22 protein-coding genes are annotated in these 24,840 nt (G+C 65.7%); 10 read left to right on the top strand and 12 right to left on the bottom strand.

The genetic code is table 11. The features are described 5' to 3' along the window. Nucleotides 1–156, top strand: coding sequence for a 50S ribosomal protein L33 (gene rpmG, locus PCA10_RS27520; protein ID WP_003464575.1), 156 nt, complete (start codon nt 1–3; stop codon nt 154–156). A 217-nt stretch (nt 157–373) separates the two neighbouring features. On the opposite strand, the gene PCA10_RS27515 is transcribed toward rpmG, so the two are convergent. Both PCA10_RS27515 and aptA read right to left on the bottom strand, forming a co-directional pair. Then, the gene (locus PCA10_RS27515) at nt 374–739 is read right to left on the bottom strand and encodes a cupin domain-containing protein (RefSeq protein ID WP_016495371.1); all 366 of its coding nucleotides are present in this window, start codon (nt 737–739) and stop codon (nt 374–376) included. A 14-nt stretch (nt 740–753) separates the two neighbouring features. Beyond that, nucleotides 754–2,094, bottom strand: a complete 1,341-nt coding sequence (aptA, locus tag PCA10_RS27510) for an omega-aminotransferase AptA (RefSeq protein WP_016495370.1) — start codon at nt 2,092–2,094, stop codon at nt 754–756. A gap of 229 nt (nt 2,095–2,323) precedes the next feature. Between aptA and PCA10_RS27505 the strand changes: the two genes are divergently transcribed. Both PCA10_RS27505 and PCA10_RS27500 read left to right on the top strand, forming a co-directional pair. After that, nucleotides 2,324–3,817, top strand: coding sequence for an aldehyde dehydrogenase (locus PCA10_RS27505; RefSeq protein ID WP_016495369.1), 1,494 nt, complete (start codon nt 2,324–2,326; stop codon nt 3,815–3,817). A gap of 137 nt (nt 3,818–3,954) precedes the next feature. Further along, complete coding sequence (locus tag PCA10_RS27500; protein WP_016495368.1) at nt 3,955–5,106, top strand: MFS transporter; 1,152 nt, start codon at nt 3,955–3,957, stop codon at nt 5,104–5,106. A 46-nt stretch (nt 5,107–5,152) separates the two neighbouring features. Here PCA10_RS27500 and PCA10_RS27495 read toward each other — a convergent pair whose 3' ends face one another. After that, nucleotides 5,153–6,475 carry an NAD(P)/FAD-dependent oxidoreductase gene (locus PCA10_RS27495; RefSeq protein ID WP_016495367.1) on the bottom strand — a complete coding sequence of 441 codons (1,323 nt, stop codon included), beginning with the start codon at nt 6,473–6,475 and terminating at the stop codon, nt 5,153–5,155. 110 nt (nt 6,476–6,585) lie between these two features. Continuing rightward, a complete protein-coding gene (locus PCA10_RS27490) occupies nt 6,586–7,074 on the bottom strand; it encodes an Lrp/AsnC ligand binding domain-containing protein (RefSeq protein ID WP_016495366.1) in 489 nt (162 codons plus the stop codon). A gap of 158 nt (nt 7,075–7,232) precedes the next feature. On the opposite strand from PCA10_RS27490, the gene dadA reads away from it, so the two are divergent. From dadA to PCA10_RS27465, 5 genes are all read left to right on the top strand, one after another. After that, on the top strand, nt 7,233–8,531 hold the full coding sequence (gene dadA / locus PCA10_RS27485) for a D-amino acid dehydrogenase (protein ID WP_016495365.1): 1,299 nt from the start codon (nt 7,233–7,235) through the stop codon (nt 8,529–8,531). Beyond that, the gene (locus tag PCA10_RS27480) at nt 8,506–8,859 is read left to right on the top strand and encodes a RidA family protein (protein WP_016495364.1); all 354 of its coding nucleotides are present in this window, start codon (nt 8,506–8,508) and stop codon (nt 8,857–8,859) included. The genes dadA and PCA10_RS27480 overlap by 26 nt, the downstream gene beginning before the upstream one ends. A gap of 68 nt (nt 8,860–8,927) precedes the next feature. Beyond that, the gene (alr, locus tag PCA10_RS27475) at nt 8,928–9,995 is read left to right on the top strand and encodes an alanine racemase (protein ID WP_016495363.1); all 1,068 of its coding nucleotides are present in this window, start codon (nt 8,928–8,930) and stop codon (nt 9,993–9,995) included. Nucleotides 9,996–10,192: 197 nt separating this feature from the next. Beyond that, on the top strand, nt 10,193–10,741 hold the full coding sequence (locus PCA10_RS27470; protein ID WP_016495362.1) for a cupin domain-containing protein: 549 nt from the start codon (nt 10,193–10,195) through the stop codon (nt 10,739–10,741). Between the two features lie 132 nt (nt 10,742–10,873). Beyond that, nucleotides 10,874–11,296 (top strand): c-type cytochrome, encoded by a 423-nt coding sequence (locus tag PCA10_RS27465; protein WP_016495361.1) that lies wholly within the window; start codon nt 10,874–10,876, stop codon nt 11,294–11,296. 317 nt (nt 11,297–11,613) lie between these two features. Here PCA10_RS27465 and PCA10_RS27460 read toward each other — a convergent pair whose 3' ends face one another. Next, nucleotides 11,614–12,186, bottom strand: coding sequence for a xanthine phosphoribosyltransferase (locus tag PCA10_RS27460; RefSeq protein ID WP_016495360.1), 573 nt, complete (start codon nt 12,184–12,186; stop codon nt 11,614–11,616). A gap of 53 nt (nt 12,187–12,239) precedes the next feature. Further along, nucleotides 12,240–14,252: a DNA helicase Rep gene (gene rep, locus PCA10_RS27455; RefSeq protein WP_041771014.1), complete on the bottom strand. Its 2,013-nt coding sequence runs from the start codon at nt 14,250–14,252 to the stop codon at nt 12,240–12,242. 282 nt (nt 14,253–14,534) lie between these two features. Between rep and PCA10_RS27450 the strand changes: the two genes are divergently transcribed. Next, nucleotides 14,535–16,181 (top strand): putative bifunctional diguanylate cyclase/phosphodiesterase, encoded by a 1,647-nt coding sequence (locus PCA10_RS27450; protein ID WP_016495358.1) that lies wholly within the window; start codon nt 14,535–14,537, stop codon nt 16,179–16,181. A gap of 42 nt (nt 16,182–16,223) precedes the next feature. On the opposite strand, the gene PCA10_RS27445 is transcribed toward PCA10_RS27450, so the two are convergent. Beyond that, entirely contained in the window at nt 16,224–17,204 is a 981-nt protein-coding gene (locus tag PCA10_RS27445) for an IS110 family RNA-guided transposase (protein WP_016492035.1), read from the bottom strand. Between the two features lie 317 nt (nt 17,205–17,521). Beyond that, the gene (locus PCA10_RS27440; RefSeq protein ID WP_016495357.1) at nt 17,522–18,910 is read right to left on the bottom strand and encodes a NorM family multidrug efflux MATE transporter; all 1,389 of its coding nucleotides are present in this window, start codon (nt 18,908–18,910) and stop codon (nt 17,522–17,524) included. Nucleotides 18,911–19,050: 140 nt separating this feature from the next. Here PCA10_RS27440 and PCA10_RS27435 point away from each other — a divergent pair, with 140 nt between their 5' ends. After that, on the top strand, nt 19,051–19,968 hold the full coding sequence (locus PCA10_RS27435) for a LysR substrate-binding domain-containing protein (RefSeq protein ID WP_016495356.1): 918 nt from the start codon (nt 19,051–19,053) through the stop codon (nt 19,966–19,968). Between the two features lie 10 nt (nt 19,969–19,978). Here PCA10_RS27435 and PCA10_RS27430 read toward each other — a convergent pair whose 3' ends face one another. The 4 genes from PCA10_RS27430 to PCA10_RS27415 form a co-directional block, all read right to left on the bottom strand. Continuing rightward, on the bottom strand, nt 19,979–20,779 hold the full coding sequence (locus PCA10_RS27430) for a TlpA disulfide reductase family protein (RefSeq protein WP_016495355.1): 801 nt from the start codon (nt 20,777–20,779) through the stop codon (nt 19,979–19,981). A gap of 86 nt (nt 20,780–20,865) precedes the next feature. Further along, complete coding sequence (betT, locus tag PCA10_RS27425; protein ID WP_016495354.1) at nt 20,866–22,842, bottom strand: choline BCCT transporter BetT; 1,977 nt, start codon at nt 22,840–22,842, stop codon at nt 20,866–20,868. A gap of 105 nt (nt 22,843–22,947) precedes the next feature. Further along, nucleotides 22,948–24,453, bottom strand: a complete 1,506-nt coding sequence (locus PCA10_RS27420) for a YifB family Mg chelatase-like AAA ATPase (protein ID WP_016495353.1) — start codon at nt 24,451–24,453, stop codon at nt 22,948–22,950. 38 nt (nt 24,454–24,491) lie between these two features. Continuing rightward, nucleotides 24,492–24,755 (bottom strand): accessory factor UbiK family protein, encoded by a 264-nt coding sequence (locus tag PCA10_RS27415; protein WP_016495352.1) that lies wholly within the window; start codon nt 24,753–24,755, stop codon nt 24,492–24,494. Between the last annotated feature and the right edge of the window lie 85 nt (nt 24,756–24,840).

The following is a 24,840-nucleotide window of genomic DNA, read 5'->3' as shown; positions in this document are numbered from 1 at the left end:
ATGCGTGAACTGATCCGTTTGGTGTCCAGCGCCGGTACCGGCCACTTCTACACCACCGACAAGAACAAGCGCACTACTCCCGACAAGATCGAAATCAAGAAATTCGATCCGGTCGTGCGTAAGCACGTGATGTACAAGGAAGCCAAGATCAAGTAATTGATCCGGCCCTTGTCGAAGAAGCCCGCCCAGTGCGGGCTTTTTCATGCCTGCGATTCGGGGGGCTGCCTGGCTATCGGGACGAAGCTCGTAGGATGGCCTGCATGGGTATCGCTTCGCTCAACCCATCCTACGCATGCCGCAGCTTGGTGCGGATTGCCCATAAAAAAGCCCGCCAGAGGCGGGCTGAAGATGACAAGCATTAGAGAGAACAGACTCAGCGGGCGGCCTGTTCGAAGATCACATAGACCTTGCGGCACGGCTCCAGCACTTCCCAGGTGCCGGAGAAGCCGGCCGGGATGACGAAGCGGTCGCCGACGCGCACGGTCTTGCCATTGCCCTCGGCATCGCGGATCACCGACACGCCCTGGAGAATCTCGCAGTACTCGTGCTCGGTGTAGCTCACCGTCCAGTGGCCCACGTCGCCTTCCCAGATGCCCACGTTGAACTGCCCGCAGGGGCTGCCGTAGTGGTTGCGCACACTCTGCTCGGGGTCACCCTTGAGGATCTTCTCGGGTGCCGGCCGGTAGTGTTCCGGGGCGGTGGTGGCCTGGGCGAAGTCGACTATCTGCTGGATGTTCATGGTGCTGTCCCTGTTCAGGCGGCCTTGCGGATGGAGTCGGCGAGCTTGCCGACGAGAATGTCGATCTGTTCCTTCTCCACGATCAGTGGCGGCGACATGGCGATGGTATCGCCGGTGACGCGGACCATCACGCCATCGTGGAAGCATTGCTCGAAGACCTGGAAGCCGCGCTTGCCCACGGCCTCGGCGCTGGGGGCCAACTGCACGCCGCCGACCAGGCCTACCGCGCGGATGTCGATCACGCCGGGCAGGTCCCGCAAGCTCAGCAGCGCGTCCTGCCAATAGCCTTCCAGCTCGATGCTGCGTTCGAACAGGCGCTCGCCCTGGTAGATGTCCAGGGTCGCCAGCGCGGCGGCACAGGCCACCGGGTGGCCGGAATAGGTATAGCCGTGGAAGAACTCGATGGCGCTTTCCGGGCCCTGCATGAAGGCCTGGTAGATCTCCTCGGCGACGAACACCGCGCCCATGGGGATGGCGCCGTTGGTCAGGCCCTTGGCGCAGGTGATGATGTCCGGGGTGACGCCCCAGCGCTGGGCGGCGAAGGCCTGGCCGACGCGGCCGAAGCCGGTGATGACTTCGTCGAAGATCAGCAGGATGCCGTGCTTGCGGGTGATCTCGCGCAGGCGTTGCAGGTAGCCCAGCGGCGGCAGGATCACGCCGGCCGAACCGGACATTGGCTCGACGATCACCGCGGCGATGTTCTCGGCACCGTGCAGGGTCACCAGGCGCTCCAGTTCATCGGCCTTCTCGATGCCGAATTCCGGCAGGCCGCGGCTGAAGGCGTTGCGCTGGATGTCCAGGGTATGGGGCAGGTGGTCCACGTTCGGCAGCAGGGCGGGGAAGGCCTTGCGGTTGTTGACCATGCCGCCCACCGAGATGCCGCCGAAGCCGACGCCGTGGTAGCCGAGCTCGCGGCCGATCAGGCGGGTGCGGGTGCCCTGGCCGATGGCGCGCTGGTAGGCGAGGGCGATCTTCAGTGCGGTGTCGGCCGATTCGGAGCCGGAGTTGGTGAAGAACACCTTGTTCAGGCCGGCGGGCGCGATTTCGGCGAGGCGCTCGGCCAGTTCGAAGGGCAGCGGGTGGCCCATCTGGAAGGTGGGGGCGAAGTCCAGCTTGGCGATCTGCCTGCTGACGGCCTCGGTGATTTCGCGGCGACCGTGGCCGGCGTTGCAGCACCAGAGGCCGGCCGTGCCATCGAGAACCTGGCGGCCGTCGCTGCTGGTGAAGTACATCCCTTCGGCGCTTTCCAGAAGGCGCGGGTTGGCCTTGAATTGGCGGTTGGCGGTGAAGGGCATCCAGAAATCGTCGAGGCTGTTGGATATTCTGTCCGGTTTCGGCGCAAAGGCGTTTGTCATTATGGCCACCAGAATAGGCAAGGTGAGGTGTTGTAGTGATTTTGCCGGAGTCTATGTTTAATAAAACGAACATGACAAGGGCGTTTGACGGAATTCTGTCAAATATATTGAAATACCTGGCCCGTCTGGTTTAGGGTTGCGAGGATGGCCATTCGTAGGTCGGCCTTGCAGAATTTTTGACAGTGCATGCCTGAGCTGGCGGCACTCTTCTAATAAGAGGAAAGCTCCAATGACCACCCTGACTCGAGCAGATTGGGAACAGCGCGCGAAGTCCGTGCAGATCGAAACCCGCGCCTTCATCCACGGTGAGTACACCGGTGCCGTCTCCGGCGAGACCTTCGATTGCATCAGCCCGGTCGACGGCCGCCTGCTGGGCAAGGTAGCGAGCTGCGACCTGGCTGACGCCGAGTTGGCGGTGAAGGACGCCCGCGCGATCTTCGAGTCCGGTGTCTGGTCGCGCCTGGCGCCGGTCAAGCGCAAGGAAGTGATGATCCGCTTCGCCGATCTGATCGATGCCCACGCCGAAGAGCTGGCGCTGCTGGAAACCCTGGACATGGGCAAGCCGATCAGCGACTCGCTGAGCGTCGACGTGCCGTCCGCGTCCCGCGCCATCCGCTGGAGCGGCGAAGCCATCGACAAGATCTACGACGAAGTGGCCGCCACCCCGCACAACGAGCTGGGTCTGGTGACCCGCGAGCCGGTGGGCGTGGTCGCTGCCATCGTGCCGTGGAACTTCCCCCTGCTGATGACCTGCTGGAAGCTCGGCCCGGCCCTGTCCACCGGTAACTCGGTGGTGCTCAAGCCGTCCGAGAAGTCGCCGCTGACCGCCATTCGCCTGGCCCAACTGGCCATCGAGGCCGGTATCCCGGCTGGCGTGCTCAACGTGCTGCCGGGCTTCGGCCACACCGTGGGCAAGGCCCTGGCCCTGCACATGGACGTCGACACCCTGGTGTTCACCGGCTCCACCAAGATCGCCAAGCAACTGATGATCTACGCCGGCGAATCCAACATGAAGCGCGTCTGGCTGGAAGCCGGCGGCAAGAGCCCGAACATCGTCTTCGCCGACGCCCCTGACCTGCAGGCCGCTGCCGAAGCTGCCGCTGGCGCCATCGCCTTCAACCAGGGCGAAGTCTGCACCGCCGGCTCGCGCCTCTTGGTGGAGCGTTCCATCAAGGACCAGTTCGTGCCCATGGTGGTCGAGGCGATCAAGGCCTGGAAGCCGGGCAACCCGCTGGACCCGGCGACCAACGTCGGCGCCCTGGTGGACACCACCCAGATGAACAACGTGCTGTCCTACATCCAGGCCGGCCATGACGACGGCGCCAAACTGGTGGCCGGCGGCAAGCGCGTGCTGGAAGAAACCGGCGGCACCTACGTCGAGCCGACCATCTTCGACGGCGTGGACAACGCCATGCGCATCGCCAAGGAAGAAATCTTCGGCCCGGTGCTCTCGGTGATCGCCTTCGACAGCGAGGAAGAAGCCGTCGCCATCGCCAACGACACCATCTACGGCCTGGCCGCGGCGGTGTGGACCAACAACCTGTCCCGCGCCCACCTGGTGGGCAAGGCCCTGCGCGCCGGCAGCGTGTGGATCAACCAGTACGACGGTGGCGACATGACCGCGCCCTTCGGTGGCTTCAAGCAGTCCGGCAACGGCCGCGACAAGTCCCTGCATGCGTTCGACAAGTACACCGAGCTGAAGTCCACCTGGATCAAGCTCTGACATCGGGCGGGTAACCGCCTCAAGGTCCGCCCCTTCCTCGGGAGAGGCCGGCTCGACGAGCCAAACCTGCGGCCGGGTTTCCTTCATTGGAGCCCGGCCGTTTTTGCTTTTATCCATGGAGTGGGAGGACATCGGCAATGCGTTGGGGCACCTACTTTGCCGTTTGCGGCGCAGTCATCAGCATAGGGCTCGCCCTCGGCGTGACCATGCCGCTGGTGTCGTTGCGGCTGGAGAGCTGGGGCTACGACAGCTTCGCCATTGGCGTCATGGCGGCGACCCCGGCGGTGGGCGTGCTGCTGGGCGCGATGATCGCCGGGCGACTGGCGGCGCGCTTCGGCACCACCACCCTGATGCAGCTGTGCCTGCTGATCGGCGCCCTGTCGGTGGGACTGCTGGCGCTGGTGCAGTACTACCCGGTCTGGCTGTTGTTGCGCCTGCTGATCGGCGTCGCCCTGACGGTGGTGTTCATCCTCGGCGAAAGCTGGATCAACCAGTTGGCGGTGGACGAGTGGCGCGGTCGCCTGGTGGCCCTCTACGGCACCGGTTACGCCCTGAGCCAGTTGTCCGGACCGCTGCTGCTGAGCGCCCTGGGCACGGGCAACGACCTGGGTTTCTGGACGGGCACTGGCCTGCTGATCGGCGGTTCGCTGCTGTTGCTCGGCCGTACCGGCGCGCCCAGGGTCGACCCCCACAGCGCCTCGGGACGCGGGCTCTGGTCCTTCTGCATGCGCCTGCCGACCATCGCCTGGGCGGTGGTGCTGTTCGCCGCCTTCGAGGCCATGATGCTGACCCTGCTGCCGATCTACGGCCTGCGCCAGGGTTTCACCCAGGAAGTCGCCCTGCTGATGGCCAGCGTGGTGGTGGTGGGCGATGCCGCGCTGCAACTGCCCATCGGCTGGCTGGCGGACCGCATGTCCCGGCTCAACCTGTTCCGCGCCTGCGGCGTGACCCTGCTGGCGAGCAGCCTGGCCATTCCGCTCTTGCTGCATACGCCGCTGATCTGGCCGACCTGGGTACTGTTCGGCGCCAGCGCCGGCGGCCTCTTCACCCTGGCGCTGATCCTCATCGGCGAGCGCTATCGGGATGACGAACTGGTGCGGGCCAACGCCCATGTCGCCCAGCTCTGGGGGATCGGCTGCCTGGTCGGCCCCCTGGCCACCGGTGCCGCGAGCCAATGGATCAGCGGCCACGCCCTGCCGCTGATGATGGCCCTGGGCGCCGCCGGATTCGTCTGGCTGGCCTGGACCCGCGAGCTGTTCGATGACGGCACCGAGGCGGTGGCCGAGTGAAACGAAAAAGGGCCGCATTTGCGGCCCTTTTCGTGAGTGCAGGCGATCAGGCGACCCCCACCGCTTCCTTCATCCGGTACCAGAGCATGCCGAGGGCCAGCAGCGGCGAGCGCAGGTGGCGACCACCGGGGAAGGTGATATGCGGCACCTTGGCGAAGACATCGAAGCCGTTGCTCTGCTCGCCGCAGATGGCCTCGGCCAGCAGCTGGCCGGCCAGGTGCGTGGCGTTCACGCCGTGGCCGGAGTAGGCCTGGGCGAAGTAGACGTTGGGCTGGTCCGGTAGCTTGCCGATCTGCGGCAGGCGATTGGCGCCGATGCCGATCATGCCACCCCACTGGTAGTCGATACGCACGTTCGCCAGCTGCGGGAACACCCGGAGCATCTTCGGCCCCATGTAGGCGGCGATATCCGCCGGGTCGCGCCCGGAATAGTGGCAGGCGCCACCGAACAGCAGGCGGTTGTCGGCGGAGAGGCGGTAGTAGTCCAGGGCCACGCGCTGGTCGCAGACCGCCATGTTCTGCGGCAGCAGTTCGCGGGCGAGTTCAGCGGGCAGCGGCTCGGTAGTCACCACGTAGCTGCCGGCGGGGAGCACCTTGCCGCCCAGGGTGGCGTTGAGGTTGTTCATGTAGGCGTTGCAGCCCAGCACCAGGGTCTTGGCGCGGACCAGGCCAGTGGCGGTGTGCACCTTCACTTCGGTGCCGTAGTCGATCCGCGTCACCGCCGAATTCTCGAACAGGCGCGCGCCAAGGGCCTCTGCGGCGGCGGCCTCGCCCAGGGCGAGGTTGAGGGGATGCAGGTGGCCAGAGCCCATGTCGATCAGGCCGCCGACGTAGCGGTCCGAGCCCACCACGCTGCGCATGTCCTGAGGCTGCACCAGGCGCATTTCATGGCGGTAGCCGAGGCCTTTCAGCTCTTCCATGTCCTCGGCGAAACCGGCGAGGTCGCGGGGCTTGTTGGCCAGGTCGCAGTAACCCCAGGTCAGGTCGCAGTCGATGGAAAACTCCTCGACGCGGCGGCGGACGATCTCCACCGCTTCCAGGCCCATCAGCTTGAGGGCGCGAACGCCGTCGCTGCCGATCACCGATTCGAACTGCTCGACGCCGTGGCCGACCCCTCGAATCAGTTGTCCGCCATTGCGCCCGCTGGCGCCCCAGCCGATCTGCCGGGCTTCCAGCAGCACCACCGAGCGGCCGCGGCGGGCCAGCTCGATCGCCGTGTTCAGCCCGGAGAAACCGCCACCGACAATGCACACGTCGGCTACCACCTCTCCCGCCAGGGGCGGGAATTCGATGCGACGGTTGGCGGTCGCTGCGTAATAGGAGGGGGCGTGTTTTTCGGTATGCACCGGGATGCGAACGCGGGCGTTCATGTGCGAAATCCTGATTTTATTGTTTGGAAAATTTGACGCCTGGGCAGAATAAGACGAACCCCTGGCTGTGCCAAGGGGTTTGCCGAGGAGCGGGGGACTAGCTGGCGGGATCAGTCGGGAATCGGCAGGTTCAGTGATTCCTTCACTTCTTCCATGACGATGTAGGACTTGGATTCGCGCACGTGGGGCAGCTTCAGCAGGATGTCGCCGAGCAGCTTGCGGTAGGAGGCCATCTCGTTGATCCGCGCTTTCACCAGGTAGTCGAAGTCCCCCGACACCAGGTGGCATTCCAGCACGTGGGGCAGCTTGAGCACGGCGCGGCGGAAGTCCTCGAAGGTGTCGCCGGACTTGTAGTCAAGGCTGATCTCGACGAACACCAGCAGGCTCGCCTTCAGGTGCTGCGGGTTCAGCCGGGCGTTGTAGCCGAGGATGATGCCCTCGCGCTCCAGGCGGCGGACGCGTTCGGTGCAGGGCGTAGTGGAAAGCCCCACCCGTTCCCCCAGCTCGGTGAAGGAGATCCGGCCGTCTTCCTGCAGGATTCGTAAAATATTCCGGTCTATCTTGTCCAGTTCACGACGGGATTGATGCTGGGTGCGCATGGTGGATGCCCCTCCGCTGGAGCGCATTTTGCCGAGAATTATCGCCAAATATCCCTAGGTATATAGTGAATATCACTGGTGTCGTCTACCTATACTTCGCGCCATTAACGCTCAAAATAACAAACGCAGCGAATTCCCCGCGGCGAATGGAGACAGACATGCGAGTGATGGTCCTTGGCAGTGGTGTGATCGGAACGACTAGCGCCTATTACCTGGCCCAGGCAGGGTTCGAGGTGGTCGTGGTCGACCGCCAGAACGCCGTGGCCATGGAAACCAGCTTCGCCAACGCCGGCCAGGTTTCCCCCGGTTATGCATCGCCCTGGGCCGCCCCGGGCGTGCCGCTGAAGGCCGTCAAATGGATGCTGCAGCAGCACGCGCCGCTGGCCATCCGGACCACCAGCGACATCGACCAGTACCTGTGGATGACGCAGATGCTGCGCAACTGCACCGCCTCCCGCTATGCGGTGAACAAGGAGCGCATGGTGCGTCTGTCCGAGTACAGCCGCGACTGCCTCGACGAGCTCCGCGCCGAAACCGGCATCAGCTATGAAGGCCGCTCGCTCGGCACCACCCAGCTGTTCCGCACCCAGGCCCAGGTGGATGCCGCGGCCAAGGACATCGCCGTGCTCGAGCGTTCCGGCGTGCCCTACGAGCTGCTCGATCGCGACGGCATCGCCCGCGTCGAACCGGCCCTGGCCGGCGTCAAGCACAAGCTGGCCGGCGCCCTGCGCCTGCCCAACGACCAGACCGGCGACTGCCAGATGTTCACCACCCGCCTCGCCGAGATGGCGGAGAAACTGGGCGTGGAATTCCGCTTCGGCCAGAACATCGAAGGCCTGGACTTCGCCGGTGACCGCATCAATGGCGTGTGGATCAACGGCAAGCTGGAAACCGCGGACCACTACGTACTGGCCCTCGGCAGCTACACCCCGCAAATGATCAAGCCGCTGGGCATCAAGGCGCCGGTCTACCCGCTCAAGGGCTATTCGCTGACCGTGCCGATCACCAATCCGGCCATGGCACCGACCTCGACCATCCTGGACGAGACCTACAAGGTCGCCATCACCCGCTTCGACAACCGTATCCGTGTGGGCGGCATGGCCGAGATCACCGGCTTCAACCTGGACCTGAATCCGGCCCGCCGCGACACCCTGGAAATGATTACCGCCGACCTCTACCCCGAAGGTGGCGACCTCTCCCAGGCAGTCTTCTGGACCGGCCTACGCCCGGCCACCCCGGACGGCACCCCGATCGTGGGCGCCACCCCGTTCCGCAACCTGTTCCTCAACACCGGACACGGTACCCTTGGCTGGACCATGGCCTGCGGCTCCGGTCGCCTGCTCGCCGACCTGATGGCGCGCAAGCGTCCGCAGATCAGCGCCGAAGGCCTGGACATCTTCCGTTATGGCAATTCCAAGGAGACCTCGAGCAATGTCAATACAGCGCCTGCGCACTGAAACCCGCTACAGCGAAATCGTCATCCACAACGGCACGGTCTACCTGGCCGGCCAACTGGACGAGAAGCACAGCGCCGGTGTCGGCCAGCAGACCCGTGAAACCCTGGCCGCCATCGACGCGATGCTGGCCGAGGCCGGCACCGACAAGAGCCGCATCCTTTCGGTGACCATCTACCTGAAGGATATGGAAGCCGACTACGCCGCGATGAACGCGGTGTGGGACGCCTGGGTGCCGAAGGGCGCCGCGCCGGCCCGTGCCTGCGTCGAGTCGAAGCTGTACTCGCCCGACGTGCTGGTGGAAATGACGGTGATCGCCGCGCTTCCTTAAGGTTTCTTGCTCAGCCCGGCGCTCGTGCCGGGTTTTTTTAACCCGATCAACCAGAAGAAGTCCTCGCCATGCGTCCCGCCCGTGCCCTGATCGATCTCGAAGCCCTGCGCCACAACTACCGCCTCGCTCGCGAAGTCACCGGCGCCAAGGCGCTCGCCGTGGTCAAGGCCGATGCCTATGGCCATGGCGCGGTGCGCTGTGCCCAGGCCCTGGAGTCCGAAGCCAACGGCTTTGCCGTGGCCTGCATCGAAGAGGCGCTGGAGCTGCGCGCGGCGGGCATCACCAAGCCGATCCTGCTGCTGGAAGGCTTTTTCGAGGCCGATGAACTGGCGCTCATCCAGGAGCATGACTTCTGGACGGTGGTGCACTCCAGCTGGCAGCTGGAAGCCATCGAGCGCGCGAGCATCGCCAAGCCGCTCACCGTCTGGCTCAAGCTGGACTCAGGCATGCACCGGGTCGGCCTGCATCCGGCGGAATACCGCGATGCCTGGCAGCGCCTCATGGCCAGCGGCAAGGTGGCGAAGATCGTGCTGATGAGCCACTTCGCCCGTGCCGACGAACCGGACTGCACGGCGAGCGTCGAGCAGGTCGCCGTCTTCGAGCAGGCCCGCGCCGGCCTCACGGCCGAAGTCAGCCTGCGCAACTCGCCGGCGGTGCTCGGCTGGCCGCAGGTGCCGAGCGACTGGGTGCGCCCCGGCATCATGCTCTACGGCGCCACCCCCTTCGAAGTGGCCATGCCCCTGGCCGAACGCCTGAAGCCGGTGATGACCCTCGAATCGAAGATCATCAGCGTGCGCGAACTGCCCGCCGGCCAGCCGGTGGGCTACGGCGCGAAGTTCGTCACCGAGCGCCCGACCCGCGTCGGTGTGGTCGCCATGGGCTACGCCGACGGCTACCCGCGCCATGCACCCACCGGCACCCCGGTGAGCATCGACGGCCAGCCGAGCCGACTGATCGGCCGGGTGTCCATGGACATGCTCACCGTCGACCTCACCGGCCTGCCCAATGCGGGCCTGGGCAGCCGCGTCGAGCTGTGGGGCAACGAGGTCCTGGCCAGTGACGTGGCGGCCTGCGCCGGCACCATCCCGTACCAGATCTTCTGCAACCTGCGCCGGGTACCGCTCATCTACGTCTGATGGCCGGATCGGCGGCGAAGTGCTCAATAAATCGATCATTTCGCTGGCGTTGCCTGCAAAAGCACTGCTCGACCAAGACCTTCATTGGGTTGGGGAAGTTCGCGGAGTATTGACAGCCGAAGTGTTGTAAATACTGAACGCTGTTGCCATGATACGGCGACCGTGACCGCCCCAAGATCCCAAGGAGGATCCCGCCATTGGACGTTGGTGTTCGACTGCAAGCCATCCGTAAGCTGAAAGGCCTGTCCCAGCGTGAGCTCGCAAAGCGCGCGGGTGTCACCAACAGCACGATTTCCATGATCGAGAAGAACAGCGTCAGCCCCTCCATCAGTTCGCTGAAGAAGGTGCTGGGGGGCATTCCCATGTCGCTGGTGGAGTTCTTTTCCCTGGATCTCGAGCACGAAAACCAGGTCCAGGTGGTTTATCGGGCTACCGAACTCACCGACTTCTGCAGCGGCGCCATCACCATGAAGCTGGTGGGCAAGGCCCATCCCAGCCGCGCCCTGGCCTTCCTCGACGAGACCTACCCGCCGGGGTCCGACACCGGTGACGAGATGTACGCCCACGACGGCGAAGAGGCCGGCATGCTGGTGGAAGGCCGCCTGGAGCTGACCATCGGCAGCGAGGTGTACATCCTCGAAGCGGGCGACAGCTACTACTTCGAAAGCAGCAAGCCCCACCGTTTCCGCAATCCGTTCGACGCCCCGGCTCGCCTCATCAGCGCGACCACTCCGGCGAATTTCTGAATCCAATGTCCGCCCCGCCCATGTCCCTGCGACATGTTGGGTTGTTCCAGCGTGGCGGGCTAACCGTATATACTTGCGCCCGCTCGCGAAACCGTGGCCGCGGGCAAAACTAGCCACGATGAGGGTGTAAGGGTGAACCTAATCAAGAAAATGCTGGCGGCCCATGCTGCCGTATTGGCCCTGTGGGCTGTAAGCGCTCAGGCCGCGACCGATGAAGCCATCGAAGCGCGCATCAAGCCGGTGGGCGAGGTCTGCGTACAGGGTCAGGAATGCAAGGGTGTCGAAGCCGTAGCCGCCTCTGCCGGCGGCGGCGCGAAGACGCCGGACGACATCATCGCCAAGCACTGTGGCGCTTGCCACACCGCAGGCGTGCTGGGCGCTCCGAAGATCGGCGATACCGCGGCCTGGAAAGAGCGTGCTGACCACCAGGGCGGCCTCGACGGCATCCTGGCCAAGGCCATCACCGGCATCAACGCCATGCCGCCGAAGGGCACCTGCGCCGACTGCACCGATGATGAGCTGAAAGCCACCATCAAGAAGATGTCCGGTCTGTAACAGCACCGCCATCGACAAAAAAGCCGCCCTCGGGCGGCTTTTTCGTGTCTACGGTCTGCGACCTGTTGTCGCAGGGCCCCGTCGGGCGCAAGCCATTCCTTGCCAGCTGCGCTATTTCCCGTCGTAGGTTGTGGCTGAGCTACGCGAAGCCCAACGCTGCCAGTCCTCGCTGGGGGTGTTGGGTTTCGCTGCGCTCGCGGAACGCCGCCCGACCCAACCTACGATTTGATCGGAGTCTCCGGCAGCTGTAGGAGCGAATTCATTCGCGATTGAAATCGCTCCTACAACCCATCCCCGACTATGGCGTCGGCAGGACCTCAGTCGAGGAAGGTCACCTGGCCGTCGGCCAGGGAGGCTACCCGCGCCAGCGCCTCGATCCGGTAGCCCTCGCTTTCCAGCAGGCCACGGCCTTCCTGGAAGGACTTCTCGATGACGATGCCCAGGCCCGCCACGCTGGCGCCGGCTTGCTGGATCAGGTCGATCAGCGCCTTGGCGGCATGGCCGTTGGCGAGGAAGTCGTCGATCACCAGCACATGGTCGGCGGCGGTCAGGTGCTTGGCCGAGATGGCAATGGTGCTTTCGGTCTGCTTGGTGAAGGAGAACACCTTGGAGATCAGCAGGTCGTTCTTCAGGGTCAGCGACTGGAACTTGCGGGCGAAGATCACCGGCACGCCCAGTTCCAGGCCCGCCATCACCGCCGGGGCGATGCCGGAGGCCTCGATGGTGACGATCTTGGTGACGCCCTGGCCGTGGAAGCGTTCGGCGAACTCATGGCCCACCTGCTGCATCAGCCGGGGATCGATCTGGTGGTTGAGGAAGGCGTCGACCTTCAATACCTGGTCGGACAGTACGATGCCTTCTTCACGAATCTTCTGTTTCAGCGCTTCCACGCCAGTACCCTCATACGTATGTGTAGGCCCGGTCTGCGCCGGGGTTTGTCTGATTACGGTTTTTTCAGCATGGCACGGATATCGGCGAGGGCTGTGTTGCCGCGCGCGGCCTTCACCTCCACCGGTGCGTCGTCCATGCCTTCCCATTCCAGGTCTTCCTGGGGCAGTTCCTCGAGGAAGCGGCTGGGGGAGCAATCGATGATTTCGCCGTACTGCTTGCGCTTGGCGGCGAAGGTCATGGCCAGGTTCTGCCGCGCGCGGGTGATGCCCACGTAGGCCAGGCGGCGTTCTTCTTCGATGGTGTCGGCTTCGATGCTGGAGCGGTGGGGGAGGATGTCCTCCTCCACGCCCATGATGAAGACGTAGGGGAACTCCAGGCCCTTGGAGGCGTGCAGGGTCATCATCTGCACGCCGTCGGCGCCTTCCTCTTCCTCCTGCTGGCGCTCGAGCATGTCGCGCAGCACCAGCTTGGCGATGGCTTCCTCGATGGTCATGCCACCTTCTTCGTCGCGCTCCAGGGTGTTCTTCAGGGCGTCGACGAGGAACCAGACGTTGCCCATGCGGAAGTCGGCGACCTTGTCGCTGGAGGCGTTCTGGCGGATCCAGTTCTCGTAGTCGATGTCCATCACCATGCTGCGCAGCGCGGCGATGGGATCGCTCTGCGCGCACTGCTGGCGCACCTTGTCCATGAACCGCTTGAAGCGTTGCAGGCGGTCGGTGAAGCGGCTGTCCAGATGCTCGGTCAGACCCATTTCGTCGCTGGCGGCATACATCGAGATGCCGCGCTCTGTGGCGTAGTTGCCGAGCTTCTCCAGGGTGGTGGAGCCGATCTCCCGGCGCGGTACGTTGATCACCCGGAGGAAGGCGTTGTCGTCGTCCGGGTTCACCAGCAGGCGGAAGTAGGACATCAGGTCCTTCACTTCCTGGCGGCCGAAGAAGCTGGTGCCGCCGGACAGGTGATAGGGCACCTGGTGGTGCTGGAGCTTGAGCTCCATCAGCTTGGCCTGGTAGTTGCCCCGGTAGAGGATGGCGAACTCGCTGTAGGGCCGCTGGGTGCGCAGGTGCAGGGTGAGGATTTCCATGGCGATGCGCTCGGCCTCGGCGTCCTCGTTGCGGCAGCGGATCACCCGGATCGGATCGCCCACGCCCATCTCGCTCCACAGTTGCTTCTCGAACACGTGGGGGTTGTTGGCGATGAGGATATTCGCGCACTTGAGGATGCGGCTGGTGGAGCGGTAGTTCTGCTCCAGCATCACCACCTTAAGCGAGGGGAAGTCTTCCTTGAGCTGCATCAGGTTTTCCGGCCGCGCGCCGCGCCAGGCGTAGATCGACTGGTCGTCGTCGCCCACCACGGTGAACTGGGCGCGGTGCTGCACCAGCAACTTCACCAGCAGGTACTGGCTGGCGTTGGTGTCCTGGTACTCGTCCACCAGCATGTAGCGCACGCGTTGCTGCCACTTCTCGAGGATGTCCGGATTGTTCTGGAAGAGTTTTACCGGCAGCAGGATCAGGTCGTCGAAGTCGACCGCGTTGTACGCCTTGAGGGTGCGCTGGTAGTGCAGGTAGACCACGGCGGCGGTCTGTTCCTTCGGGTTGCGTGCGTTGGCCAGCGCCTCTTCCGGCAGGACCAGGTCGTTCTTCCAGTTGCCGATGTAGCCCTTGATCTCGTCGACGCCATCATCCCCGGCATATTCCTTCTGCATGATGTCGGTGAGCAGCGCCTTGATGTCCGACTCGTCGAAGATCGAGAACCCCGGCTTGTAGCCCAGGCGCGCGTGCTCCTTGCGGATGATGTTCAGGCCGAGGTTGTGGAAGGTGGAGACGGTGAGTCCCTTGCCCTCGCTGCCGCGCAGGAGGCTGCTGACGCGCTCTTTCATCTCGCGCGCCGCCTTGTTGGTGAAGGTCACCGCGACTATGTACTGCGCGCGGATCCCGCACTGCTGCACCAGGTAGGCGATCTTCCGGGTGATCACGCTGGTCTTGCCGGAGCCTGCGCCGGCGAGCACCAGAAGCGGACCACCGACGTAGTTCACGGCTTCCTGCTGCCGAGGGTTGAGTCGGGACATGCTGAGCTGGATCAAGGCGAATGGCCGCGCATTCTAGCAGGCCGGCCCACCTGTACCGAAGTACCTCTGGGCAACTGTGATGCAACCTCTATTGCTGAAGGGTTGCGCTTGGAAATTTCCATGCAAGCAGTACGATGGTGCCGCCTTCGGCGACGATTCAATGAACTCCATGCATGGACGCCTGGATGGAAGCGGCGTCGAAAAGGCACGATCTGGCGCGAAAGCGCCGCAGTATCTGTGACCCGGGGAGGTCATTTGTCCGCGCTCGTTGAGCTCACGCCCATGCTCCTGCTGGCGGAATCGCCCGCCTGGGCGGAATTGCTCCGCACGCTCCTGGCGGCGATGGGCAACGCTTCCCCCTTGATCACCGCCCCTTCCTGGGAGGCCGCCAGTGGCCTGCTGGACGAGCCGGGTTGCGTACTGGTGCTGTGCACGCCGCGCCTGCAGCCCGCCGCCGGACGCTGTTCGGTACCGATCATCCTCCTGCTGGAAAGCGAGCCTCGCGAAACGCCCCAGGGCGTCGCCGACTGGCTGGTGCGCGAACACCTGACCGTCGACAGCCTGCGCCGGACCCTGCGCCACGTGCGCGAGCGGCGCAACCTGCAGCACGCCCTGGAGCGCCTGGCCGAGCAGGACCCGCTCACCGGCATCGCCAACCGCCAGGGCTTCCAGACCCTGCTCGCCGCGCGCCTGGTGGAATACGCCGGGCGTGGCCTGGCCCTCGGCCACCTGGACCTGGACAACTTCCGCCACGCCAACGATGCCCTGGGCTACCAGGCCGGCGACCGCTTGATCCTTCAGGTAGTGGCGCGGCTCAAGGCGCAGCTGCGCGCTGGTGACCAGTTGGCGCGCCTGGGCAGCGACGAGTTCGCCCTGCTGCTGGATACCCGCCGCGATCCCGGCCGCGCCGAGCGGGTTGCCGAACGCATCGCCGAGGCCCTGGCCGAGCCTTACCAGGTGGACGGCGAGAGCTTGTTGCTGGGCTGCAGCCTGGGTATCGCCCATTGCCGTTCCAGCGAAGGCGCCGACCCGCTGATGTGGCACGCCCACATCGCCATGCAGCAGGCCAAGGCCAGCCAGGGTTGCACCTTCCACATCTTCGACGAACGCATCAACCGCAGCGCGCGCAGCCGCGCCGACCTGGAAAGCGAGCTGCGCCGCGCCCTGCGCCGTGACGAACTGGAGCTGCACTACCAGCCACGGCTGTGCCTGAAGACCGGCAACATCCTCGGCCTGGAAGCCCTGGTGCGCTGGCGCCATGGCGAACGCGGCCTGCTGACCCCCAATGAATTCGTGCCCCTGGCCGAAGAAAGCGGCCTGATCGTACCGCTCGGCTACTGGGTCATCTCCCGCGCCCTGCGCGACATGCAGTGGCTCCGTGGGCGCGGCCTGCCACCGCTACACATGGCGGTGAACCTGTCGTTCCGCCAGTTCCAGGACAGCCAGTTGCTGTCCACCCTGAGCCGGCTGATCCGCGAGCGCGGCGTCGACGCCCGCTGGCTGGAGTTCGAGCTCACCGAGACCGCGGTGATGCGTCGCAGCGAACAGGTGCGCCAGACCATGGATGCCCTGGGCCAACTGGGCGTGCGCTTCTCCCTGGACGACTTCGGCACCGGATTCTCGTCCTTCGTCCACCTCAACAGCCTGCCCATCGCCCTGCTGAAGATCGACAAGAGTTTTGTCGGCGGCATGGACGACCGGCCGGAAAATCGCCAGTTGGTGAAGGCGATGATCAACCTGGCGCAGAACCTCAAGCTGGAGGTGGTGGCCGAAGGGGTGGAAAGCGCCGAGCAACTGGCCCTGCTGCGCCAGTTCGGCTGCGACCAGGTCCAGGGCTACTGGATCAGCCGGCCGCTGCCGCTGGCCGAGCTGGCGCGCTTCCTGGTGTTCGGCTCGCGCCAGGCACTGTTCGCCAGCCAGGAGCTTTGAATTCGTAGATACCATCTCTCCGATCAGATGCAACCGACCCTATCAGGTCGGTTGCGGCTGATAGGGTGTCTGCGTCTTGAGCACGCCATAGGCAATCTGCAACAGCTTGCGCATGGCGGCACCCAGGGCGCTCATCTTGGCTTTTCCCCGCGCCAGTAGACGTTGGTAAAGCGCTCTAACCGTGGGGTTGTACTGCTTGGCGACAATCGCGGCCATGTAGAGCTTGGCCCGCAGTCGAGGCTGCCCCGCCTTGGTCAAACGAGGTTTGCCCTTCACCGATGAGCCGGAGTCCCAAGGTCGTGGCACCAGGCCCGCAAAAGCCGCGCATTGTCGGGCAGTGCCAAAGTCGCGGCTGTGCAGAAACGCCAGCAGATGACGGGAGAGGACATCCCCGATGCCCTGGATGCTCTGCAGCAGCTGTCGGTTGCGTTTGAGCTGGTCGTGCCGGTCGATGTGATCGTCGATCTCTTGTTTCAGGCGCTCGGCTTCCTGGCGCAACGCACTGAGCATCGTATCGATGGAGGCCATTACGCTGAGGCTGGCCTGACTGACCTCGGCCTTTTCCCGCCGGTTCAGTTCGCGCTGAAGGTCCTCTTGCAGCGCCTCATAGCGCACGATCATCGCTTTCAGCTCGCGGATTTCCCGCGCTTCCGGCAACCAGCGCCGGGCCTTCTGGGTTGCGCCAAAACGGGCGAGCACCAGGCTGTCTTGTTTGTCCGTCTTACCACGAATGCCCTGGCTGCGCGCATAGTCGCGGACCTGCGCCGGGTTCAGGACAAAGACTTGAACGCCGCGCTCGTGCAGGTAATACGCCAAGGATTCGTGATAGACCCCGGTGGCCTCAAGGAACACCTTCAGTTCCCCGGCTGTGGCTCCGGTGTGCGTGCAACACCAATCAACCAACGCGGCGAAGTCGTCCACTTGATTGGTAAATACCTTGGTTTTGACCTTCAGACTTTCCGGGTCGCGTAGCCACAGACAGTCGAGCTTTTGCTTGCTGACATCGATTCCAATAACCGCCATCTCTCGATCCTTGCCTTGTTCATACAGCCTCACTCCGCTGGAGGGGCTTGGATACCATTCAGGAGTTGGAGAAGTGGGCCGGGAGCACAATCTACGAAACAGAGTCAGGCTCTCAGGATGGGAACGGCTTTCCCGGCCTTGGGCATCAAGGTAGCTAACCTCATTGCCCTGGAGAGATACAAGGATGGGTTGAGCGGAGCGATACCCATCACATCGCCGATGGGTATCGCAGGCTCAACCCATCCTACGGGCTGAGCCGGCGGCTACCTGTAGGTCGGGCCCAGCGTGGGGGCCGGGAACGTTGGGCTTCGCGTGGCTCAGCCACAACCTACGGACCCTACGCAGTTATCCACAGGCCGCAGCAGGCGCGCCGTCTTCCATTCGAAGCCCAGGGTGAGCCCCAGTGCCGCACAGGCCAGGCCCAGCGCCAGGCCCCACCAGACGCCGACCGCGCCCCAGCCGAGCGGGAAGGCCAGCAGCCAGGCCGCCGGCGCGCCCACCAGCCAGTAGCAGCCCAGGCCCACCACAAAGGTCGTCTTGGCGTCCTTGAGCCCACGGATGGCGCCCATGGCGATGGTCTGGATGCCGTCGAACAGTTCGAACCAGGCGGCCACCGCCAGCAGGCCCACGGCCAGCTGCACGATGTCCTGGAACTCGGCGGCCTGGTGGTCGAGGAACAGCCCCACCACCCACTCCGGCGCCAGCCAGAACAGCGCGGCGAAGGCGAGCATGCAGCCGGCGCCGAAACCGATGCCCAGGCGTCCGGCGCGGCGCGCTTCTTCCAGGCGTCCGGCGCCGTAGTGCTGGCCGATGCGGAAGGTCACCGCATAGGAAATCCCCACCGGCACCATGAAGGCCACGTATACCGACTGGATGGCGATCTGGTGCGCCGCCAGCTGGGTGCTGCCCAGGGCGCCCATGCACAGGGCGGCGAAAGCGAACAGGCCGGACTCCACCGCGTAGGTACCGCCGATGGGCAGGCCCAGGCGCAGCAGTTCCGACAGCGCCTCGCGGGACGGCCGCAGCAGGCCGCGCCCCAGTGGATAGGCTGCATAGGCCGGGTTGCGCACGATGTGCCAGGCCAGCAGCAGCGCCATGCCGTTCATCACCACCGCAGTGATCAGGCCGATGCCGGCCAGGCCCAGGCGCGGCAGGCCGAACAGGCCGTGGATCAGCGCGTAGTTGAGGAGGAAGTTGAGCAGGGCGCCGCCGATGCTGATGGCCATCACCGGGCCGGGCCTGCCGATGGCGCTGGTGAAGCCGCGCAGGGCCATGAAGGCGAGGTAGCCGGGCAGGGCGAAGATCAGGGTCGAGAGGAACTGCATGGCGCCTTCCACGCTCTCCGGTGCTTGGCCGAAGGCCAGCAGGATGGGCTTGAGGTTCCACAGCAGCAGGCCCGCGCCCAGGGCCATGGCGCCGGCAAGCCACAGGCCGCTCTGGGTGAGAAGGGTGGCGCCGGCCGCATCGTTGGCGCCGTGGCGGATGGCGACCAGGTTGCCCACGGCGGCGATCACCCCGACGCAGAAGATCGACACGAAGGAATAGCTGGCCGCGCCCAGGCCGCCCCCGGCCAGGGCCTCGGGGCCGATCAGCCCCATCATCACGGTGTCGGTGAAGACCATCAGCACATGGGCGAGCTGGGCCGCGATCAGCGGTCCGGCCAGGCGCAGGATGGCCAGCAGTTCGTTGCGTATGCTCTGTGGCATGAGTAAGGCTCACTGTCTCGAAAGGCCGGCCTATCCCTGTGGCTGGCCGTGAATTCTGCAATTCTCCGAGGCTTGAACAGTCGGCACAAAAGGAAAAAAATGATGCCTTCCATGACTTTGACTCATAGATAAGGGCATCCATGTCGCGCCGTCTACCGCCGCTCTACGCCCTGCGCGCCTTCGAGGCCGCGGCCCGGCACGCCTCCTTCACCCGCGCCGCCGAGGAGCTGGCCATCACCCAGAGTGCGGTGAGCCGGCACATCCGCACCCTGGAGGAGCACTTCTCCTGTCGGCTGTTCGAGCGCCAGGGCCGCAACATCCAGCTCACCGAGCCGGCCAGGATGCTGCTGCCGGGCCTGCGGGATGGCTTCGATGCCCTTGAGCGCGCCTGCACCACCTTGCGGGTCGACGACGTCACCCTGCGCCTGAAGGCGCCTTCCACCCTGACCATGCGCTGGCTGCTGTCGCGGCTGTCGCGCTTCCGCCACCTCAACGACGATGTCGAGGTGCAGCTGACCAGCGCCTGGATGGATGTGGACAAGGTGGACTTCCAGCACGAGCCCTTCGATTGCGCGGTGCTGCTCAGCGACGGCCATTTCAGCCCGGACTGGGAGGTGACCCTGCTGTTCAGCGAATGGCTGATCCCGGTCTGCGAACCCTCCCAGGCCGCGGAGCCCTGGGACCTGGCGCGGCTGCAGAGCACGGAGTTGCTGCACCCGACACCGGATCGCCGCGACTGGCGCCGCTGGCTGCAGCGCATGGACCTCGGCGACGAGGTGTCGCTCAAGGGCGGCCAGGCGTTCGACACCCTGGAGCTGGGCATAGTGGCGGCGGCCAGGGGCTACGGCGTGTCCATCGGCGACCTGGTGATGGTGGCCGAGGATGCCGTGCAGGGGCGTATAGGCCTGCCCTGGCCGACGGCGGTGGCCAGTGGCGACAGCTACTACCTGGTCTGGCCCCGGGCCCGCAGCGGCCAGGGTCGCCTGTGCCGCCTGCGCGATTTCCTGCTGGCGGAAGTCGCCGCCATGACCCTGCCGCCCGTGGAGCTGCTGAGTTAGAGAGGCCGAACTACGGAAGCTGCCTCAGGCCGTGCTCGAGGCTGGCGCCGGACAGTTCGCCCATATGGCTGTGCTGCAGGCGTCCGTCGGCGTCGTAGAAGAGGGTGGTGGGCAGGCCGAAGGAACCGGTGGCCTGGCCCAGGCGATTGCCGCTGTCCAGCAGCACCCCCCGGGGCGCGAGGTTCTGCTCGATGAGGAAGCGGCGCACGATCTCGGCATGCTCGCCCTGGTTCACCAGCACGAAGCGCACCTGCGGGTGGGCCTTCTGCGCCGCTTCCAGCACCGGCATCTCGCGGCGGCAAGGCGGGCACCAGGTGGCCCAGAGGTTCACCACCAGCGGCCGGCCGTCCAGCTCGCGCAGATCCACCGGGTTGCCGGCAAGGTCCATCAGGCTCAGCTCCGGCAGCTGGCGGCTGCGCTCGAGGGCCGAGACCAGCGCCTGGCCGGTGCCCCAGAGGCTGCCACCCACCAGCACGGCGATGGCGAGCGGCTGGCGCAGGGCGGGTCTGCGCCAGGCCAGCAGGCCGCCGATCAGGGCGGCGGCGACCAGGCCCGGCCAGAACAGGAAGCCACCGTCGCGGATATCCACAAGGGTGAGGGGCGCGCTGGCGTACTGCTCGACGTACCGCCCGGCGAAGGCCAGGCGTGCCACCAGCAGGCCGCCGAGCAGCATGGCGAACAGGGCGCCCTCGGGATTGGCCTTGCGCTTGCGTCCGGCCAACCAGCCGGCCAGCAGCGCGGCGAAGAAACCGAGGTAGAGCAGCGCCTGCTGCATGGGGATGGCCAGGGGGCCGAGATTGAAGCTGGTCATGCCGAAATCCGCAGGGTGGGGGCGGCGAGTATCGCAGCCCGGCGCGGCAGGAGCAGCGCCGGGCTGTGGATAAATGTTTCCGCCGCTCAGCGCACCATGTGGAGGAAGTGCAGGTGCTTCTCGTACTGGTCGAGCAGGTCGCCGATCACCTCGTCGCGGCTCCAGCCCATCACGTCGTAGTCCTGGCCGCCTTCGCCCAGGTGGACTTCGGCGCGGAAGTACTTGCGTGCGTCGGCACCCTCGTCGGCGGTGTCGCGCTGGGCGAAGCTGGGCTGGAGGAAGGCGCGGGGGCGCACCTGGTAGCTGAAGTCCACCTCGTCGCCGTGGCCGACATTCAGCTTGCAGCGGCCATCGTCGGCGCTCTCCACATTCACCTCGCAGCCCTGCTTGCGCAGTTCCTCGGCCACGTCCAGGAAGGCGGGGCGAACCACCTCCTCGATGAAGCGATTCACATGGCTGCGGCGGGGGAACATCAGGATGTTGCGCAGGCGCCGTTGCCAGCCGCCTTGCTGGCGCTGGGCCGGGCGCGAGAGGTTGAGCGACTGGTAGCGGATGCCGCGCTTGGTGGCGTCCAGGCGCAGCGCCTTGAGCAGCCCCCAGGTGGCGGCCAGCAGGACCACCGAGAAGGGCAGGGCGCTGGCGATGGTGGCGGTCTGCAGGGCCTTGAGGCCGTCGGCCAGGAGCAGGGCCATGGCCACCACGCCCATCAGGATCGACCAGAACAGCCGCTGCCAGAGCGGCGTCACCTCGCGCCCGCCGGAGGCCAGCATATCCACCACCAGGGCGCCGGAGTCGGCGGAGGTGACGAAGAACACCACCACCATCAGTACCGCCACCAGTGACAGGACGCTGGAGAACGGGAACTGCTCGAGGAAGGCGAACAGGGCCAGGGAACTGTCCTGGGCGACGGTGTCGGCCAGGCTGGTTAGGCCCTGGTTGAGCACCATGTGGATGGCCGTGTCGCCGAACACCGTCATCCACAGCAGGGTGAAGCCTGCCGGCACGAAGAGTACGCCACAGACGAACTCGCGGATGGTGCGCCCACGGGAGATGCGCGCGATGAACAGGCCGACGAAGGGCGACCAGGACAGCCACCAGCCCCAGTAGAGCAGGGTCCAGCCGCCGATCCAGTCGCTGGACTCGTAGGCGTAGAGGTTGAAGGTCTTGCTGACGATCTCCGACAGGTAGCCGCCGGTGTTCTGCACGAAGGTCTTGAGCAGGAACACCGTGGGTCCCAGGACCAGCACCAGTAGGAGCAGGATCACCGCCAGCGTCAGGTTCAGCTCGGAGAGGATGCGGATGCCCTTGTTCAGGCCGCTGGCCACCGACAGCGTGGCCAGGGCGCAGGTGGCGGCGATCAGTCCCAGCTGCACCGGCACGCTCACCGGCAGGCCGAACAGGTGGTTGAGGCCGCTGTTGATCTGCAGCACGCCGTAGCCGAGGGAGGTGGCGACGCCGAACACCGTGCCGAGGATCGCGAAGATATCCACAGCGTGGCCGATGGGGCCGTGGATGCGCTCGCCGATCAGTGGGTAGAGCGCCGAGCGCAGGGTCAGCGGCAGCCCGTGGCGGTAGCAGAAGAACGCCAGGATCAGCGCGACGATGGCGTAGATCGACCAGGCGTGCAGGCCCCAGTGGAAGAAGGTCAGCTTCATCGCCTCCCTCGCGGCGGCCACGGTGTTGGCATCGCCCACGGGAGGATTGGCGTAGTGCATCAGGGGTTCCGCAACGCCGAAGAACATCAGGCCGATGCCCATGCCGGCGGAGAACAGCATGGCGAACCAGGTGCTGCTGCGGTAGTCGGGGCGGCTATGGTCGGGGCCGAGGCGGATATCGCCGAAGCGACTGACGGCGAGGAAGACCGTGGTGATCAGCAGCAGCGCGACGGTGAGGACGTAGAACCAGCTGGCGTTCACCACTATCCAGTCCTGGATGTGGCCGAACACGGCCTGTGCCTGGTCGCGGGCGAGGGTGCTGTAGAGCACCAGGGCGATGATGAGGATGGCGGAGCCGAAGAATACCGGCGGATTGAGGGTGGATTGCGAAGACGAACGTGCCTCCATTGAGCTAGCTCTCCTTGTTATCGGATGGCCGCCAAGGGCGGGAAGGCGCGGAAGTCTAACAGAATCGATAGAGCCTGTCTTTCATTGGTGTCTAATTGATAGTTTTTATTGAGCCAGGTCAAGGCTCTCCGGCCGGTACTGCAGGGCTTCGCCCAGGTGGTGGCGGGCGATGCTTTCGGCCTCTTCCAGGTCCGCCAGGGTGCGTGCCACCTTGAGGATCCGGTGCGCCGCGCGCAGGGACAGGCCAAGGCGCTCACAGGCGTCTTCCAGCCAGTTGCGATCCGCATCTGGCAGGGCGCAGTGCTGGCGCAGGCCCTTGAGGTCGAGGAAGGCATTGGCGCAACCCTGGCGCTGCAGTTGCAGGTGCCGTGCCCGCGCCACCTCGGCGGCGGCCTCGGCACTGCTCGGGCCCTCGCTGGGACCAGGCTCCAGGGCGGTGGCTTCGCGGGCCACGGTGAGGTGCAGGTCGATCCGGTCGAGCAGCGGCCCGGACAGCTTGGCGCGGTAGCGCTGGATCTGCTCCGGGGTGCAACGGCAGCGGCCACCGGGGTCGCCAAGATATCCACAGGGGCAGGGGTTCATGGCCGCCACGAGCTGGAAGCGCGCCGGGAAGCGCACCTTGTCATGGGCACGGGCAATGACGATCTCGCCGCTCTCCAGGGGCTCGCGCAGGACTTCCAGCACCTTGCGGTCGAACTCGGGAAGTTCGTCGAGAAACAGCACGCCCTGGTGGGCCAAGGTGATTTCCCCCGGCTTGGGGCGGCTGCCACCGCCCACCAGGGCCGCGCCGGAAGCGCTGTGGTGCGGCTGGCGGAACGGGCGCTGGGGCCAACCACGCAGCGGCGCGTGGCTGGCCACCGAGTGGATGGCGGCGACTTCCAGCGCTTCCTGTTCTTCCAGGGGGGGAAGCAGGCCGGGCAGGCGGCTGGCGAGCAGGGTCTTGCCGGTGCCGGGCGGGCCGCAAAAAAGCAGGTTGTGGGAGCCCGCCGCGGCCACCAGCAGGGCGCGCTTGGCGGCGGCCTGGCCCTGGACGTCGGCGAGGTCGGGGTAGGGGGGGCGCTCTGCCAGAAGGCCCTGGGCCTGGTAGGGCGCGAGCGGGGTGTGGCCGGCGAAGTGCGCGGTCAGCTCCAGCAGGTGATCGGCGGCCATTACCTTGAGGCCGCTGGCCAGGCTGGCTTCCTCGGCGTTCTCCCGGGGTACCACCAGGGTGCGCCCGAGCGCGCGGGCGGCCAATGCCGCCGGCAGTACGCCCTGGACCGGCCGCAGGGCGCCGGAGAGGGCCAGCTCACCCAGGCATTCCACGTCTTCCAGGGCGCCGGCGGGCAGTTGGCCACTGGCGGCGAGCACGCCGAGGGCGATGGCCAGGTCGAAGCGGCCGCCATCCTTGGGCAGGTCGGCCGGCGCCAGGTTGAGGGTGATGCGGCGGGGCGGAAAGTCGAAGCCGCTGTTCTGGATAGCGCTGCGCACGCGGTCCTTGCTTTCCTTCACGGCGGTTTCCGGCAGGCCCACCAGGGCCAGGGACGGCAGGCCGTTGGCGAGATGCGCCTCGACGGTCACGGCAGGGGCTTGAACGCCAACCTGCGCGCGGCTGTGGACGATGGCCAGGGACATTGATCACTCCTTGATCGGTCCGCCGGGCCGGAGCGGGATCACTCCGTGGGCGGCGGGTTCAGCTTGGCTTCCATTTCCGCGACCTTGGCCTCCAGCGCTTCCAGGCGGGCACGGGTGCGGGCGAGTACCACCATCTGGCTGTCGAACTCGTCGCGGCTGACCAGGTCGAGTTTGCCGAAGGCGCTTTGCAGCAGGACCTTGAACTGCGCCTCGATCTCGCCGCGGGGCAGCGGGCTGTCACTGCTGAACAGGCGCGAGGCGGTGGCGGCGAGGGTATCGAGCAGGGCTTTGGGCGGCAGCATGGCGGGATTCCGTAAATGACTGGGCGCAAGTCTACCACGGGGTCCCGGCGGGCCGGATCGGCGCAGGGAGGCGCACACTTTTTGA

It is taken from the genome of Pseudomonas resinovorans NBRC 106553, from assembly GCF_000412695.1.
Taxonomy (GTDB): Bacteria; Pseudomonadota; Gammaproteobacteria; order Pseudomonadales; family Pseudomonadaceae; genus Metapseudomonas; species Metapseudomonas resinovorans_A.
Note: the sequence above shows the minus strand (reverse complement) of the source record. Positions and strands in the feature narration are given on the sequence as shown.

Coding starts and splice junctions, on each gene's coding strand:
- rpmG (WP_003464575.1), top strand. CDS start 1: ATGCGTGAACTGATCCGTTTGGTGTCCAGCGCCGGTACCGGCCACTTC.
- PCA10_RS27515 (WP_016495371.1), bottom strand. CDS start 739: ATGAACATCCAGCAGATAGTCGACTTCGCCCAGGCCACCACCGCCCCG.
- aptA (WP_016495370.1), bottom strand. CDS start 2,094: ATGACAAACGCCTTTGCGCCGAAACCGGACAGAATATCCAACAGCCTC.
- PCA10_RS27505 (WP_016495369.1), top strand. CDS start 2,324: ATGACCACCCTGACTCGAGCAGATTGGGAACAGCGCGCGAAGTCCGTG.
- PCA10_RS27500 (WP_016495368.1), top strand. CDS start 3,955: ATGCGTTGGGGCACCTACTTTGCCGTTTGCGGCGCAGTCATCAGCATA.
- PCA10_RS27495 (WP_016495367.1), bottom strand. CDS start 6,475: ATGAACGCCCGCGTTCGCATCCCGGTGCATACCGAAAAACACGCCCCC.
- PCA10_RS27490 (WP_016495366.1), bottom strand. CDS start 7,074: ATGCGCACCCAGCATCAATCCCGTCGTGAACTGGACAAGATAGACCGG.
- dadA (WP_016495365.1), top strand. CDS start 7,233: ATGCGAGTGATGGTCCTTGGCAGTGGTGTGATCGGAACGACTAGCGCC.
- PCA10_RS27480 (WP_016495364.1), top strand. CDS start 8,506: ATGTCAATACAGCGCCTGCGCACTGAAACCCGCTACAGCGAAATCGTC.
- alr (WP_016495363.1), top strand. CDS start 8,928: ATGCGTCCCGCCCGTGCCCTGATCGATCTCGAAGCCCTGCGCCACAAC.
- rep (WP_041771014.1), bottom strand. CDS start 14,252: ATGTCCCGACTCAACCCTCGGCAGCAGGAAGCCGTGAACTACGTCGGT.
- PCA10_RS27450 (WP_016495358.1), top strand. CDS start 14,535: ATGCTCCTGCTGGCGGAATCGCCCGCCTGGGCGGAATTGCTCCGCACG.
- PCA10_RS27445 (WP_016492035.1), bottom strand. CDS start 17,204: ATGGCGGTTATTGGAATCGATGTCAGCAAGCAAAAGCTCGACTGTCTG.
- PCA10_RS27440 (WP_016495357.1), bottom strand. CDS start 18,910: ATGCCACAGAGCATACGCAACGAACTGCTGGCCATCCTGCGCCTGGCC.
- PCA10_RS27435 (WP_016495356.1), top strand. CDS start 19,051: ATGTCGCGCCGTCTACCGCCGCTCTACGCCCTGCGCGCCTTCGAGGCC.
- PCA10_RS27430 (WP_016495355.1), bottom strand. CDS start 20,779: ATGACCAGCTTCAATCTCGGCCCCCTGGCCATCCCCATGCAGCAGGCG.
- betT (WP_016495354.1), bottom strand. CDS start 22,842: ATGGAGGCACGTTCGTCTTCGCAATCCACCCTCAATCCGCCGGTATTC.
- PCA10_RS27420 (WP_016495353.1), bottom strand. CDS start 24,453: ATGTCCCTGGCCATCGTCCACAGCCGCGCGCAGGTTGGCGTTCAAGCC.
- PCA10_RS27415 (WP_016495352.1), bottom strand. CDS start 24,755: ATGCTGCCGCCCAAAGCCCTGCTCGATACCCTCGCCGCCACCGCCTCG.